A 16158-nucleotide genomic window follows, 5' to 3' on the forward strand; every position below is an offset into this window, starting at 1 on the left:
GAAGATCATAAATCAACGTATAGAGGTACTTTATGATCGGGAACATATGTTGGGGCACTCCTTTTTTTATGAGGTACTAAACGGCGACTGTTATTGATACTAAATGGAAGTGCCCGGATGATGATAGGCCTGCTGATGATGACCTAAAACAAATGATGGTGTATAAATTATATTACCATGCTGATGAAGCCTTATTATTATACCCAACCAATGAAAAAACGTATATAAAAAAGGGGCTTTTTAAATCTGAAATTTTTGAATCTTATTTTATAGAAGGAAAAAAAGCCTGGAAGGATGATTTAATGCCTGATAACCACATTGCATTTCTAAACCTGCTAGATTTAGAAGGTAATTTAATGACCACTCAGGAATTAATGTCGGAGTTTTCAACTATAGGTTTATAATGCATTTATTCACTTAAGCTAAAAGCAATTCCAATTTTTTCTTCCACTTTTCCCAGTCAGGCATTTCTTTTGATTGAAGGTCTAAGAACTTTTGTGTATGGTCGTGATAAATTAAATGACAAAGTTCATGAGTAATCACATATTCAATACAACCTTTTGGCGCTTTGATAAGTTCCGGATTCAATATTATTTTGCCATTAGGTGTACAACTTCCCCAGCGAGTGGGCATCTGCCTTATGACAACTGAAGATGGACTTACATTATATTTATTAAATCGTTCGATCAATGGTTTAGCTATTTCATGAAATTTTTGAACAGCGTGAGTAAGGTACCAGTCAGTTAATAATTGGGATGCTTTCTCCGGTTTTTCGCAGTAAATATTAATAAACTTCCCTTTTAGTGAAACTGAGGGTAAGATTTCTTTATGCAGCAGTAAACGATATTGACGTCCTAAATATAGATGCGTTTCTCCACCGACGTACCTTCGAACGGGCATTTTGGGGTAATACGCAAGGAACGCGCGCTTTTGCTTTAATATCCAGGGTGCTTTCTTTTTAATTATAGCTGCCACCTTTTCTAATGAGGCGTCAATTGGCGATTTAACTAACACCTCCATATCCGGTGTAACCGTAATGCCTAAGCTTTTACGATCAACATAAAACAATGAATATTCAATTCGCTCAGATCCAAAATCAATATAATGCTTCACTACCCTTTATATTTAATTTTTGCAACTTTAATGCTATCGGTAACCATATGGTCTATTTGATCGAAATCCAAATTTAAATCATATTTGCTCTTAATGTCAAATAATAAATCGTCAATAGAAATTTTTATTCGCCCTTCTATATCCAGATTGTTCATCCAATCAACAACCGGTCGGTCTTGGTCAAAAGCATTTTCCTTAATTGCAGTATCAATAGCTAAAGCAATCTCTGCGGCAATATCTATCCAGTTGGCTTTAGTTTCTAAGGCGTCCTTTAATTCTTCTGTCGCTAAGTTGTAAAATGCAGTTAATGTATCATTCCCACTTACAGCCGTTGGCACATTATCTTTTTTGCCATTTAAAAAGTTATCCTCATATTCCTTAGCCCTGGCTAAATACTCCGCTTCGGTAATTCGCTGTTGATGATATGCATCTATAGTTTCCCTAATCAGTTGAGATAGGCGTTTGAAGAAAACGGGATCTTCATTCATTTTAACATTTATTGCTTTCAGTGTTCTGCTGGCTATGTGATCGGCTTTAGCAGCACTTCCTATAAGCTTTTCTACCTCTTCTTCTCGTTTTTCCTTATCAAAAATGTTTACCAATTCAGTAATCTTTAGCACCTCTCCGTCTGTGGTAATATGTTTGTCTATCAGCTTTTGGACCTGTGCTTCATATTGTCGATAATCTAAGTCATCGAAGTATCTTCGCTGGACAGATACCCTTAAGGCTAAAAAGAATTTAGCATCCGACTTGTATTTTTCAACTTGCTTTTCAGCTGTTGCGTTGATAAAGTCAATGCTGGAAAGTGCCAGCTTTAACAAACGGGCAAAAACCGATAGCTTTTCATAAAAGTTATGCCGTTTGGCTTCATCTGACAATAGCTCTTCATAGGCAGGTTCGTCGTATTTATTTTTTATTTCCTTAAAAATATCCCACAACTCGGAATGAGCCTGAGGTAATTTCTCTACTTCCTTAGCTATGGTTGTTAATGTGCCGGCCAAATCACCCTCTTCGAAAGTGTCTTCATCGCCCGAATACATTTTCAATGCGCCGTCCAGGTTTTCGAGATTGCCATAGTAGTCTATAATGTAACCGTAATCTTTACCCTCGGCTAAACGGTTTACACGTGCTATCGCTTGTAATAAAGTATGCTCTTTTAAATTACGTGTTAAATAAAGCACCTGGTTAACAGGCGCATCAAAACCAGTTAACAACTTGTCTACTACTATTATAATTTCTGGCGTTTCCTGGTATTTAAAGGAATTTATTATGGCTGTTTCATAATTATCTTGCTTGCCATATTTATCTATCATTGCTTTCCAAAAAGCCTTAACTATGTCGTCAGATTCCTCAAAAGCATCTTCATCGCCTTCGCGAGTATCAGGAGCTGATATTAAAAGTTCTACTGACACTTTACCGATTTCCTTTAATAAGTTGCGGTACCTTACGGCTGATAGTTTATTTGGAGCAACCAATTGCCCCTTAAATCCCGTGCCTTTAATATTATCGGCAAAATGCCTTGAAATATCCCAAGCCGTACTTTCAATAAAATTTAAAGATTGAACGATTTTATTTTTGGCGGAAAACTTCTTTTTAAGGTTGGTTTTGCCGTATTCAGATAATGGCTCTGACACCAAATTGAAATAATTATCCATTGGCTTTTCATTCACATCCATCATAATGTGCCTGCCCTCGTATAACAAGGGCACCACGGCTTTATCTTCTACTGCATCCTGAATAGAGTATACGTCTATTAATCCACCAAATTTATTAGCAGTGCTCTTTTCCTTTTTCATTAAAGGGGTTCCAGTAAAGGCAATGAAACACGCATTGGGAAAAATCTTTTGCATTTTCACATTGAAGGTTCCGTATTGGCTGCGGTGGCCTTCATCAACCAAAACAAAAATATCAGGTGACATAAAAGGAGCATCTGCGTGTTTAACGGCAGATTCAAACTTATGGATCAAAGTTGTAATGATCACATCTGAAGCGCTATCCAGCAACTCCAACAAATGCCGGCCTGTAGATGCATTTTCAACTTCTTTGTGGCATTTTTCAAATGTCCGTGTAATCTGATCGTCCAGGTCTGCGCGATCTGTTACTAAAATTATTTTTGGATTTTTTATTGCCGGATTTAAAGCGATAAGCTGAGCAAGCATAACCATGGTTAAAGACTTTCCACTTCCCTGGGTATGCCATATAACACCTCCGGCTCGCTTACCATCAGCTTGTACTTTGGTTATTTTTTGCAATGTGTTTTTAACTGCAAAATATTGCTGGTAACGGCAAAGCTTCTTTTCGCCATTATCATAGACGATAAAATTGTATATTAAATCCAGTAGACGTAAAGGCTGGCATAAATTGTAAATAAGCTTATCCTGCTCTGTAACAGTAAGATTTTCCTTTTCTAACTGGTTGAAAAATTGAAGGACATATTTAAATCGTTCTCTGAAAAGAACCGTTCTGTCATTGTTAGGCAGTGACGCGTCTTTTAGTTGCTGTAATATTTTGTAGTAATTTTCTTCTTGTTCCTTATTACGAAACTGCTCCTTCCAAACACTCCAAAACTCTTTTTTTGTACCTGTTGTAGCATAACGGGCTTCATTAACAGCTGTGCTTATAACGATGTTCGAATATTCATACAGCGCCCGGATGCCGTCAGCCTGTTGATTACGCAAGTGCTGTTCTATTGCCAAATCAGCAGGGTGTTTAAGTTTGGGGCTTTTGCATTCAATGACTACCATTGGGATGCCGTTGATGAACAACACAACATCAGGCCTGTAAGTATCTGCACGTTCTGATCGCAATACTGCAAACTCCTCCGTAACATGAAAAATATTGTTGGCGGGGGTTTCCCAATCAATATATTTTAGCGAGAAACTGCCTTTATCACCTAACACTGCTTGATCAAAGCTTTTGCCTAAAGTTATCAAATCATAAAATGCCTGATTAGCATTTATGAATCCTTCCTGAACGGGCAAATCTCTGATGGCAAGTACCGCTGCACTCAAATTAGCTTCACTAAACTCAAATTCTTTCCCTTTATAGGTAATATGATTAATTTCACTTAACTTTTTCTTTAAAACACCCTCCAGTAATACGTTACCTACACGGCCACTACGCAATTCCAAAGCTTCATCTGGCGTTAGAAAACGGTAGCCCATTTTAATTAGCAATTGCAAAGCCGGTATTTGCGATATATGATCTTCTATAAATGAGGGTGTTTCCATATCTATTTTTGTTTAGACAAATTCATTAGATTGCTGATCTCATAATCAGTAGCGATCGGGATTGTACCTGCCCAATTGTTAATGTCATCTTCCAATGCTTTTATACGGTCGGGATTATCGGTAATGTCTAATCTTTCCATTAACACACTTAAATAGTCGGAGGACGCTTTTGCAGTTTCGGATTTAATTGCATTTGCGCATTTAATGGCGTGTATAACCGAAATTCTTCTAGCTAAAAATATTCTTTCCATAATAACAGTTAATTAATTTTTTACCCTTATTTCACCTGTTAGTAATTTTTGCATCAAGCCTTTCTTTTCTAACTGAAGTTGCGCAAGCTTTTTCTCGTAAAGATTGACCTCATACACTGCTTTTTCAATTATTTCTGCAATTGCTTTTTGTTCTCCCACATCGGGATATGGTAGTTTCAATAGTGAGAAATCCTCATAACTTACTTGCTTTCCATCGCGGATGCCAATAACGGCGACCGCCAAATGACCAATAAAGTCATATGACTTGAAGTAATGTTTATAGAATTCGTCAACAATTGGGAGAATAGGTTTTAATACGGTATAAGCAGGACTAACTAACCCTCGATAATTTGAATATTCAATTCCGCCTTGAAAAGAACGTAAGCTAATAACGAAGTCACTTTTGTTCACAAGTTTAAAAGATCCGGTGTCACCACTCGGCATAGTTACCCTGGCTTCCAACATATTTCGAGGAATTATGCCAAACTCTTGGGTTGCAGATAGTAGTTGTTCCGCGCCATTATTTTTATTAGATACGCTCTTAAAAATAAGATTAGCATTTAATTTGATCCACTCTCGATTTTCGAAACCTAATAGTCGTTTTTTGCCCGTAAATAGTACTTGTATCAATCCTTTGTTGCGTCGTTTTAAAAGATTGATAAGATGTTGGATTCGAGTAATTCCCTCATCCCAGGTGCTAAGTATTGTTGCTATTTTTTTTTGCTCAAAAATAGTTGGCAATGGTATTAGACTACTTTTAACAGTATCTGTGTCAAGCCCAAATCTTGTGATGCCATTAGCTCTCTTTTGAAAATAATGGTTGACATTATATGAACTTAAGGCGAATGATAAGAATAGCCCGTCTAATATGCCTTGGGTTGGACGTATTAATGCCAAGTGATAGCCGCAAATTAGATCTGGTATATCTTCGAGCACGAAAGTACTAATCGCAATATCTCTTTTGTCTTCGGAATCTTTTGTAATTATAACATCCCCTTTTTTAACTTTAAATTTTTCGTATTCGGTTTCATTTACCGTTCCCCGAGAAAAAGTCATTTCAGAAAAAATATAATTATTATAATATACATCTTTGTAATTACAGAGGAAAACTTCCCTTTCTCCTTCAATAATGTGTTTATCGACGTTACTAAATACTGTCAAAGAAATAGACCGTAGTTCTTTTAGCTTCCATTCCTTCGGTATAAAACCTAGAGGAGTATGCTTATAACCCACCTTATTCTCATATATCTCAGTCATATTAAAAGCCTAATTCTTTTAGATAAATGTCCATTTGTTGTTCGATTAACGAGAGGTCACTTTTAAGGCGTACAATTTCAGCTTGAGTTGTGGAGACATCTATCACATCTTCTTCTTCAAATGTGTCCACATATCGAGGTATATTGAGATTATAATCATTTCCCTCTATCTCTTTCACTGAAGCTCGGTATGCATATCTTTCTTTAAGCACAACACCTTCATCGCCTTTTAGCGGGGCTTCACTCTTAAAGCTTTCGTAGGCTTCGACAATTTGTTGTATGTTTTCAGTTGTTAATCGATTCTGATTTTTACCGGCTTCATAGTTTTGGCTGGAATCAATAAACAACACATCCTTATTTTCGCCTTTCCCTTTGTTAAAAATCAAAATAGCTGCAGGTATGCCTGTGCCGAAGAATAAATTAGCTGGCAGCCCTATTACAGCTTCCAATAAGTTTTCTCTGATCAGGCTCTCACGTATTTTACCTTCGCTGCTGCCGCGGAATAGTACACCATGCGGTACAATTACGCCTACCTTACCAGTATCCTCATAAGTAGTTTCAATCATGTGGGTGATAAAAGCATAATCCCCTTTGCTTTTTGGGGGAATTCCTCGGTGAAAACGATTATATTGATCGCCTGCTGCGGTTTCAGCACCCCATTTATCCAAACTAAATGGCGGATTCGCTACCACAATATTATACTTCATTAATTGGTCGCTCTCCAATAGCCGGGGATTATTTAAGGTGTCGCCCCATTCAATAGTTGCATTATCCATTTCATGAAGGAACATATTCATCCGTGCAAGCGCCCAGGTGCTGCCATTATTTTCCTGCCCATATAATGAGAAATTGTTACTCCCTACTTCTCTTGCAACTTTAATTAGGAGCGAGCCCGAACCGCAGGCAGGATCGCAAATGCGATTCCCCGATTGCGGATCCATCAATTTGGCCAAAAGTGTCGAAACTTCACCGGGCGTATAAAATTCGCCCGCTTTTTTACCGGCCTCACTCGCAAACTTTGATATCAGAAATTCATAGGCGTCACCAATAATATCATTCCCTTCTAAATGGGAGGGTTGAAGATCGAGTTCACGAAAATCTACTAATAAGTTTTTCAGTCGCCTGTTGCGGTCTTTTGTTTCACCAAGATTTGATTCGCTGTTGAAATTGATATTCCGGAACACCCGTGCCAGCTTTATACGATTCGCATCTTCCAATTTCTGTAATGCAATATCAATGAGTTCACCCAAGTTTGTCGCGTTTCGCTGCTCAAACAAATAATCAAATGTGCCTTCATCAGGCACTTGGAAACGTTCATGGCGTAAGGCGCGTTCAATGCGTACTTCATCATTTCCGTATTTTTCATTATAGGCAGCTTTTTTATCTTTCCATACATCTGTAATATATTTTACAAATAGCATGGTTAATATGTAGTCCTTATACTGTGTAGGATCAATTGTTCCACGAAAAGTATCGCAAGCCTTCCATACTATATTATTGATTTCCTTTTGAGTTAATTTCTTTTCCATCGTTATTTTATAAGTTTTGAGATAATACCTGTATACAAGTTCTGCTTTTGACTGATTAATTGATTGGTTAATTTCATTTCCTGCTGATGCAATTTGGACAGATTTGCAATTGCCAACTGTTCTTTAATAGGTAATAGTGGGACTTTGAATGCCCCGAGCTCGGATTTTCGAATAGAAAATATACTGGTGCCGGCGCTCATTTGGTTAAAGGTGCTTTTACTTTGTTGAAGATTTAGTATTACAGCTAAATATTGCGGATCGATCTTAGCTCTGTCTGTTCGAAGCACATAAAAAATGGAAGAAGCAATTGCTGGCCCCACTCCAGCACTATAGCACCAGGCAAATAATCTGCTTCCTTTACCAACAAATAAAACATCTCCGTCCATTAATAAATACCCATTTGTTCTTTCATCTGTAGATACAAAGTCCGTCGCATTATACAGTATCTGTCCTTCATCATTAAATTGCCGTATTTGCAGGTATGGTATAGTGCCCCCTTGAGATGGTTGCAAATATGGTCCAAAGCTAATATTACATATATCTTTTAATTCAATTGTCATTTTGTAGAGCAATTCGGATTATTCATATTTTGTTAATTCTTCACAAGTATATAAATATTTTTGTAGAGTAATTCAAATTTAATAAAAAATAATTATGTTTGCATATTGATTGTTGTTTGGCAGTAAGCTAATGCTATGAATGGTGTAATTATAGAAGCTAAATATTAATTTATTAAATGAAGGGAAGCACGAAACAAAAAGAATAAAAAAACGGATGATGCTGATAGCTGGTCATCCGTTTATCGAAAATTTTCAAAAATAACGTCCGGCAAGACAATTAGATAAGGGTTCGTGACCCTTGCAGAAAGATTTTCGTTTTTCAAAAATAGTGATTTTTTATCACAGATAGTTATTAGGTTGAGGTTACCTGCTATAAGCAATAGCCATTTTACTAAAACTTAATAAACAAAACGATGTCAAGACATAGAGTTAGTTGTATTAATAAACGTGGAGGGCATTATAACCCCCATGAAAGAATTTCCCATATTGGTGGTGTTAATGAAAATGGCACCCGTTGGAAATTAACTGAGGACGAGGCTATAAAAGCTATCGAAGACAAAAAGTATGAATTTTACGTATCGGTAAATGGCCGGTCAGTAAATGTAATTGTTGCTGTGCACAATGGCCGGAAATATTTGAAAACGGAAACCGATGGCTACAGCCCAGATAACTTGTTAAGTCTTCCCGAATGTCCGTAATTTATCAAGGAGCCCGAAATTTCGGGCTCCTTTTTTAGTTATCTACTTATACCTTGTCTTTTTCGCCTCTTAGCATCATCCTCATCTTCAGATCCAAAAGCATAACCCATCCCGGAGAGCAAATCGAACCAGCTCGTTGTATTCGGAATTAATACTTTACTTTCATCAAGTTCGCTTGAATATGATTGGTGAGTAGCTTCAGGGGCTTGACCAGCAGCATTAATAGCCGCTCGTAATTGATTTGCCAAGGTATTTTGCTCAATGGTATCATTAAGATTTTTATAGCTGCAACTGCGGTCAATGGCTGAACCTTTCGTTTTTATCTCTCGCTGGCTGAAAGAAACACCTTGAATCTCCTTTGTGCCACTTTTATATTTAAATTCAATTCCAATTCCATTTTGTGCTAAAAGCGTTTCCATCTGTGTCCAGTTGCTGGCCTTTTTAGCAGCTGCTATTATGGCGTCATATAGCTGGTATCGTATTTGCTCTTTCCCCTTAAGCCGGTCGCGATGAACTTCTCTCTTGCTTTCTCCAAAATGGAACCCGTATTTTAAAGTAAGCTCCTTACAAATTTTGACATTCTGTTTGTAATTATTACTGTCGGATATGGTTTTACCTTGATTGTTTACCCTATTATAAACAATATGTATATGCGGATGTTCGCGGTCGGTATGCAGTACAGTAATATACTGGGTATCATTAATTCTCATTTTTTGAAGATATTCTTTCGCGAGATTAGTCACCAGATCGGTATTTAATTTATCAATATCTTCTTTGCTCCAGCTTAATATTAAATGGCCAACGGCTTTGCCAAGATTGGGGTTCATTTTCCGCTGAATGTTTAGGTCCTGAATAATCGTATCTATGCTGAAACTTCTAATTCCCTCGGCATCGAGCACAAATGCTTTATCCCTGTTTAGTAAATAACGAATGCATCCGCCAAAACTTTTACCACTGATCTGCTTCCCTACCATCTTTAAATAGTTTTTCGATAATTAACGCAACCTTTTCCAATAACATAATACAGGCTTGAGCCATATATTGCAATCCTTTACTATGTGCCAGTTTTGTTAGTTGATTCAGATTATTTGCCATTCCGGACAGCATCCGTAGGTACCTGGTTTCTTCAGCCGAAAGACGTGGAACGACCTTAGCTTTTTTCGCCGCAATGCGAAACCATTCACTTGGATTGAGCCCGGCTTTTTCAGCTTTAGCTTCTATCTCTTTTTTTTCAGCCGGGAAAAGCCTGACAGCGATTAGCTCATTTCTAATGATTGTTTTAGGTGGTCGCCCACCCTTATGCTTTATATTTTTCTTTACTATTGCGACCTCACTTTTCATTTTATGTCTTAAAATTCTATTACCTCATGCAACCAGCGGGCGCAGGAGGCGAGTTTTTCCTGGCGAATGCCAGGAAAGTTTCCGTTGCACGGAAACATTAACTCGCTACCTTTCTTTTTCATTAGCTTTTGCGGGGTTAAACATTTCCTTTTATCCTTTTGGCACCATCAAAAATGTATATAGTTCTATTGGAATTTGTTCTTGATGAATAAGTTCTTGAAGAGCCAGATCACTCTGAACAAGCTCTCTACATTATGTCTTTAGTCCAGTAAATAAGACTACCGATTTTAGGATGATGACTTGGCTGATAAACAAGAAATCCAAAAGCATGCAATTCGCTTATACACTTATGGTAGGTTGATATTGATGCAATTTTACTTAGAGACATCAATTCTCGTCGATTAACAGAGAAAGGGACATTAGAATTTCCTTTTTGCCAGCACTGGTATACCGCTGCAAATAGGCTAATGTGACTTGTGAGTATTTTGTTATTACTTGCTGCCTTCGAAAAGAAATTGGAGAGAGAATATTCCTGTTCCATTATTTAACATCCTTTCCATCATTTAGCAACTTATATATCTCTTCGGATTTATAATACATTATGCCGCCAATTTTCGTGTACTTCAAAGTGCCGTTAATACGTAAATTTTGTAACGTGCCAGGAGATATAGTTAACAATTTCCGGACTTCGCTGCTTTTCAACCACTGTTTTCCTTGCCGGTGTTCAGGTTGTATGATGGATTTAATTTCATTAATCAATTCACTTTTAAAATCCCTTAAAACTTCTTTTGTAATTAATTCGTTTGCTGTCATTGGTATAGTTTTTAAATAAATATTAAGCCTCATTATTTAACCGTTCAGATAATCGGGGACTTTTCCTAAATTTATATGAACGGTAAATGAGGATCGCTAAAAGCAAATGTAAAATTATGTTTTGACAATATAAAATATATCAAAACATATTAATATCTTTGACATTCGGAATCAGAAGTCATTACAAAGTGATTTAGTTAGAATTGATAAGAATTGATTTATTAGTCTCGGTTAACTAAAAATGGATAGTATCAAAAGCTATTAAATAGTATCTAAAAATATTTCAAAAAAAAAGTGAAAATAAGTTTCAAGACATACCTAAATAGTCGACTAAAACAGGTTGATTTCCACGGCCAACTTACTCATCCATTATACATACAGGTGACTTATGAACGAAGGACTATCTTTTTTAAAAGTTATTATTTTGAATTATTCTCTAAACCACGATATGCCATGAAAATGCCAGATGGTAGCGTTAAAGGGCCGGATTTAAAACAAATTATTGAGAAGGAAGAGGAGGTTATCTCTTTTGTAATTGAAAAACTTAAGGATGGATTTTCATTAGAGGCATTTAAAAAACTTTATACTCATTTCAGCGCGGATCTTTGCGATGTAACTGAATTTGACTTTATTACTTATCTGTACTTATTTTTTGACGATAAGCAGATGCCGCACATGGCCGAACTAATAAAATGGGGTACGTTACATCTGGTAGCTTATGATCTCATTATGGACTTTCAAAAAACACTTAAGGAATCTTTATTTCACGAAGTTATTGAGCAGTCCTTTCACAAAGCACCACCATATCTGCAACTATATAGCTTTATAATGCATACAAAAAAAGGGGCGATTCGATCTCTTACTGCTATGGAATGGGATAACATTGAAACCATTCGGTCTTTCAAAAAATATTCGGAGCATCATTTTCCTAATTTAGAATCCACCACGTTAATTGCCCAGGTAAACAACTGGCCAAAGTATAGAAGAAAGGTTTTTTAATTGCTTAGTAGCTACGATATATATCTAAAGTCTAATCGCTTAGTAACCTGGTTGTTTATAACAATCTCAAAATGGTAGGCAGGTATTCAATATCACTCTCCTGTATAGGTTTCCATCATGAGCCATTGGAAAACTTTTTACATTGACCAAGACTTTAGCGGTAAACTATCCCCCATTGATAAAGAAGGAAAACGATTAACCCGTCTTTATTATTTCCTTGTGCTTTTACAAACTGCTGTGTCTTTATATTCTCTAAAGACCACCAGCTTATTCCGTACTTTGGCTATCGCCCGGATATCGCTGTCCTGAGACACCATAAAGCCTATGTTTCCGGGGTGATGATAATGTTAGGCGAACATGGATTGATGACGTGTCCCGAAGAGGTGCGGGTCGCTAACCTGGCGGAAGACATTTTAAACGGAGTCGATGATTTATAAAGACAATGATGGATACCTAATCTGCCAAGTTTAAAAGCGCATTAATCTCTATTCGGAAAATAGTTTTTTTAAGAAGATTTGCGTCTCTTATATTCATAATTCCTGCTTCTTAAACCCAGCCAATATTTATATAATTGGGCGAAGTAGAAGATATTCTCACTTGGCTTTATATTTTCATGGATAATTCCATTAGATATTAAAATAGCTTTTAAATCATCGACATTTTTACTTTCCAATTGATTCCCATATTCCTCCAAAATTGCCTCCAACAATTCCTGCAATTCAGATTTGGTTAAAAAGATCTGTTTGAACCGATCTCCTTTTTCTCTAAGATAGTTAAAAATCAAACCAAGATCTTGATTAAAGTCTTCCCTAATCAAGTCATTAAAATGTTGTACTACTGCGTTATCCCTATTTTCCCTTGAAGCATAATATTGATACTTAATTATTGGTGGAATTTCTTTGCTTTGATCAAAGATAGCATCGTCAATTGATCCGTTAATCAAATTTATGAAGGGCCTTAAACTAATAGACTGCTGATCTGCATTTGTTAAATTAAAATAAAACCAGTCAAAAGTTTTTCCAAGTATTCCACCTGAATTGCTTTTTACCTCTTTTCCAAAAAAGGTGGACATGAAGGGTTCAATCTCATTTCGTAATAGCTTTAGCTGATAATTGTTTTTTGAAAGATATTTGGGAGTATTCTTAAAAAAATTGTCCTCATATCGGCTACTCAATTCCATTAGTTCAAACAAGGCGTTGTATGAATTCTGATTTGTGAATACCAATTTGAAAAAATACGAATAAACTTCTTCACGGGACCACTCAATATTAATTATATTATTCTCTAACCTGGTCGTATTAGTACCTGTCAGTCGATTATATAAGTCAGTTCGAATAAATATTTTAGCGGCGATGCTTTTAAACCTATTCAAACTATCCCACCAGTAATCGATTAGCGGCGATACAGCTTCCCGCCAATAAGCTGGCTTAATCAAATTATCTAATTGGTCATAAAGCACAAACGCGATTTTTTTCTTTTCAGTAAGAAACAAATCCAAGCTCACCAAGTCTTTTTCAATGAGTGCTAGTTTATCTTGATCAAAAATCAATTCTTCAAAACGTTGCTTTGTTTCAATCGCAGTTTCATATGGTTTTATGTATGAATGAAGAGTTGATTTTTTCGAGTAACCAAGTCTTTTATCGGCATCTAAGAAAATGGAATTCCAAGTATAAACCAACCAAAAGTTCTTAAAATAATAAGACTTATCCTGGATTTTTGAAAGTTGAATTTGATCAAAATCAAATGATTTTGGCTCACCTTTTCCTTTTAATGAAATTATATCAATAAACTCAAAGTCTTGCTGATCATTTCTATGAGCCAATCTTAATAGCTCATTTTTAACGGACACCAATTTAGGATCTCTTAATGCTTTATACAGATATGTTTTACCAGTTCCTTTAAACCCTTGAATCAGAAATTTATTTTTTTCAAATAATTGATTCATCTGTTCCCTATAAAAAAATGTATTGGGATTTATGTCTGCATCCTCAGCAAACAAGACAGGATTGCCATTTTCATTCCTTAGTGACGATCTTAAATTTTTTAAAATGATATTTTTTAGCTCAACTGTTTTTCTCGTATGTTTTACCTCGGGATTTATGAATATTTTGCTGATGGCCTTTGACTCATTTATTGCTGCAAAAATAGCATTAAAATCCCAGAGAGTTTTGGATTTGATTAATGTTAAATGATTGGCAAAGTCAGATGATTTATCGAAAGTATTATTAATTCCTAATTTTTCAAGGCCGGAATTCCTGCTTAATTTATAAAAAGACGGGATCTTTGCTTCTTCTGTTGACGTAATATTTTTGTATTTTCTTTCCTGCAAAAATTGAACATATTGGCCAATTTCTGCTACAAAAGCGTTATGGAAATATTCATTTTCTTTAGGGTTTTTTGGAAGAATTGAGTTAACTAATAATAACTCTGTTTCGTTGTTTACCTCTATATTCAACTCGTAAAACCTGTCTAAAAGGAACCGTAATCCTGGCTTTGTCTGCTCACTACTTCCAAAAAACCCAACGATCAAATTAGAAAGTATCAGCGCTGTTATACCGAAAATATCATTAAACCCAGTTCTTGAATCGATTAAAATAACATCTGGCTTAATTTCATCTTTTATCTTTTGAAATAATGCGGTGAAACCCTCAATTAAGCTAGCCTCATTGGCTAAATCCAATCTCGATAGGCCTTCCAAATACTGGTCTCGGTGCGTAACATAGCCGTCAGCATCTGTTATAGAGGTATCACTTAAGTTTCCGGCAGGAATTATAAAAATATTCTTCAATGCCACCGTGGATTTATGTCGGGGAGAAACAACGTAATCCTTGATGTCAACATTCTTTTTGAAACTGTAATCAACCAAAAATTCAACGACACCATTTTTTTCTCCGGACTTTAAAATATTGTTGTTAGCAAGATCAAAAAAGTTTAGATAACCTGGTGCTTCAAGATCACAGTCTATGATCACCACTTTTTTATTTTTGTGTATTGCTAAATCTAAAGCATAAGACGTCAATGTAGTTGTTCTTCCCATTCCACCTTTGTAAGAATAAAAAGCCACAACCGGTATAGGAAATTTTCTATTTACTTCATAAAATGTATTAGGCTTTTTATCTAAAAGACTGGTGAAGCGGTATTTTAATCCGTAATCAATTAGGTTTTGATCATTAAATGATTCTGTCAGATATGAGTATTGTTGGATCTCACTTTTTTGAAATTGTCTGAAATTAACATTATAGTCAAAGTATTTCTTTTCCAGTGATTTAATAAGTAACTCCGATTCGGTTACGATATAAACATCAATCTCGAGATTTAGACGAATAAAAATTCTAAAGTCTTGCAGCTGAACATTCTTTTTTAATTCGAGATCTTTCTTAAGCTTTTCAGCTACTTCTAATATTTTAATCATCCTACAAGTTTCATTAACCCGTTATAAACTAAATCGGTGGCATCAACAAATTTGGTCACATTTGCCAAATTTATGGGAACCGTTGAATAATTGGCAGCTACCTTATGATATCTTACTTCGACGGTCCAAGCCATAAAAAGTTTCAAGACAGTTGGATCAATAGCTACACTTCTATCGATAAGGGGTATACCGGAACTGGGTAGGGCTTTTGTTAATACTTGAATATTTCTTTGGAATTGGTGTAAAGAAATACAGTAATTATAGGTTCCTCCCGTTTTTCTTTGACAATTAGGAAAAAAACTGAGATCACACTTATTGCTGAAAGAATGATCTGTTTCCTGGACTGATGGTAGTTTCCATTTGAAATGCTTGTAAATCGCGTAATTTATTATGCCTTCCAAGGTATATCCTGAAAGGTAAAAAACATTGCTTAATACCGAACTTACCTTTAGGTCCTTTATTATTAAGGCATTGGGATCTTTCGCTGCTGTAAAAATACTTATTGAATCTAATATGGACTGGCAGGTTGAAAGATGTTTATATGATGCAAGCTGGTAATCTCTGTAGTCCATTTAAGTTTGATAGGTTTAATTATTGCAATTTACATTTTTTACAAAGATTACATAATAAATTGGAATCGACAGATCCTTACCTCTGTAAAAGAATAGTGAAGTGATGTTATTTTTCCGTAATCATTTAATACAATTTGCTATTTCAATTAAGACACCTGCCGGTTGTTTCTATTTCATTTATATTTTAAGAGAAAACTTTAAAAACCGGGCGAATAAAATTGCATCAAAACATACTTTTTCATAACTTTGATGTAACCCATTTGCATTCAATTAGTTGCAAAAAATAGGTGAGCATCTGGTGAGCACCAGGTTTTTAGAAAGTAAAAACATTGATTTTCAAAGATATAGGGGTATGGTTCGAGTCCCGTCCATTCCGCTAAAAAG

Annotated in this window: 14 protein-coding genes; 3 read left to right on the plus strand and 11 right to left on the minus strand. The window is 35.8% G+C overall.

Features of this window, described 5'->3' with window-relative positions:
- The first annotated feature begins 152 nt into the window (after positions 1-152).
- Positions 153-404, plus strand: coding sequence for a hypothetical protein (locus ACFSYC_RS02670; RefSeq protein ID WP_377123242.1), 252 nt, complete (start codon positions 153-155; stop codon positions 402-404).
- A gap of 13 nt (positions 405-417) precedes the next feature.
- Here the strand turns inward: ACFSYC_RS02670 and ACFSYC_RS02675 are convergent, their stop codons facing one another.
- Genes ACFSYC_RS02675 through ACFSYC_RS02700 form a run of 6 tightly spaced genes read right to left on the minus strand, consistent with a single transcriptional unit; the run spans position 418 to position 7939 of the window.
- Positions 418-1113 carry a M48 family metallopeptidase gene (locus ACFSYC_RS02675; protein WP_377123244.1) on the minus strand — a complete coding sequence of 232 codons (696 nt, stop codon included), beginning with the start codon at positions 1111-1113 and terminating at the stop codon, positions 418-420.
- A complete protein-coding gene (locus ACFSYC_RS02680) occupies positions 1113-4343 on the minus strand; it encodes a type I restriction endonuclease subunit R (protein WP_377123246.1) in 3231 nt (1076 codons plus the stop codon). The genes ACFSYC_RS02675 and ACFSYC_RS02680 overlap by 1 nt, the downstream gene beginning before the upstream one ends.
- 2 nt (positions 4344-4345) lie before the next feature.
- Positions 4346-4594 carry a hypothetical protein gene (locus ACFSYC_RS02685; protein WP_377123248.1) on the minus strand — a complete coding sequence of 83 codons (249 nt, stop codon included), beginning with the start codon at positions 4592-4594 and terminating at the stop codon, positions 4346-4348.
- A gap of 12 nt (positions 4595-4606) precedes the next feature.
- Entirely contained in the window at positions 4607-5851 is a 1245-nt protein-coding gene (locus ACFSYC_RS02690; RefSeq protein ID WP_377123250.1) for a restriction endonuclease subunit S, read from the minus strand.
- A 1-nt stretch (position 5852) separates the two neighbouring features.
- Positions 5853-7379: a type I restriction-modification system subunit M gene (locus ACFSYC_RS02695; protein WP_377123252.1), complete on the minus strand. Its 1527-nt coding sequence runs from the start codon at positions 7377-7379 to the stop codon at positions 5853-5855.
- 2 nt (positions 7380-7381) lie between these two features.
- Positions 7382-7939 (minus strand): restriction endonuclease subunit S, encoded by a 558-nt coding sequence (locus ACFSYC_RS02700; RefSeq protein WP_377123254.1) that lies wholly within the window; start codon positions 7937-7939, stop codon positions 7382-7384.
- Positions 7940-8352: 413 nt separating this feature from the next.
- Between ACFSYC_RS02700 and ACFSYC_RS02705 the strand changes: the two genes are divergently transcribed.
- Complete coding sequence (locus ACFSYC_RS02705) at positions 8353-8637, plus strand: DUF3892 domain-containing protein (RefSeq protein ID WP_377123256.1); 285 nt, start codon at positions 8353-8355, stop codon at positions 8635-8637.
- A 38-nt stretch (positions 8638-8675) separates the two neighbouring features.
- On the opposite strand, the gene ACFSYC_RS02710 is transcribed toward ACFSYC_RS02705, so the two are convergent.
- The 3 genes from ACFSYC_RS02710 to ACFSYC_RS02720 all read right to left on the minus strand — a co-directional run bounded on the left by ACFSYC_RS02710 (position 8676) and on the right by ACFSYC_RS02720 (position 10791).
- Positions 8676-9611 (minus strand): relaxase/mobilization nuclease domain-containing protein, encoded by a 936-nt coding sequence (locus ACFSYC_RS02710; RefSeq protein WP_377123258.1) that lies wholly within the window; start codon positions 9609-9611, stop codon positions 8676-8678.
- Positions 9586-9978 (minus strand): plasmid mobilization protein, encoded by a 393-nt coding sequence (locus ACFSYC_RS02715; protein ID WP_377123260.1) that lies wholly within the window; start codon positions 9976-9978, stop codon positions 9586-9588. Before ACFSYC_RS02715 ends, ACFSYC_RS02710 begins: the two co-directional genes overlap by 26 nt.
- Positions 9979-10518: 540 nt before the next feature.
- Positions 10519-10791 carry a helix-turn-helix domain-containing protein gene (locus tag ACFSYC_RS02720; RefSeq protein ID WP_377123262.1) on the minus strand — a complete coding sequence of 91 codons (273 nt, stop codon included), beginning with the start codon at positions 10789-10791 and terminating at the stop codon, positions 10519-10521.
- Between the two features lie 453 nt (positions 10792-11244).
- Here ACFSYC_RS02720 and ACFSYC_RS02725 point away from each other — a divergent pair, with 453 nt between their 5' ends.
- On the plus strand, positions 11245-11790 hold the full coding sequence (locus tag ACFSYC_RS02725) for a hypothetical protein (protein WP_377123264.1): 546 nt from the start codon (positions 11245-11247) through the stop codon (positions 11788-11790).
- Positions 11791-12295: 505 nt separating this feature from the next.
- Here ACFSYC_RS02725 and ACFSYC_RS02730 read toward each other — a convergent pair.
- Both ACFSYC_RS02730 and ACFSYC_RS02735 read right to left on the minus strand, forming a co-directional pair.
- Complete coding sequence (locus ACFSYC_RS02730; RefSeq protein WP_377123266.1) at positions 12296-15202, minus strand: KGGVGR-motif variant AAA ATPase; 2907 nt, start codon at positions 15200-15202, stop codon at positions 12296-12298.
- Positions 15199-15774 (minus strand): hypothetical protein, encoded by a 576-nt coding sequence (locus ACFSYC_RS02735; RefSeq protein WP_377123268.1) that lies wholly within the window; start codon positions 15772-15774, stop codon positions 15199-15201. The genes ACFSYC_RS02730 and ACFSYC_RS02735 overlap by 4 nt, the downstream gene beginning before the upstream one ends.
- Between the last annotated feature and the right edge of the window lie 384 nt (positions 15775-16158).

Source organism: Mucilaginibacter antarcticus (assembly GCF_042686155.1).
Classification (GTDB): domain Bacteria; phylum Bacteroidota; class Bacteroidia; order Sphingobacteriales; family Sphingobacteriaceae; genus Mucilaginibacter; species Mucilaginibacter antarcticus.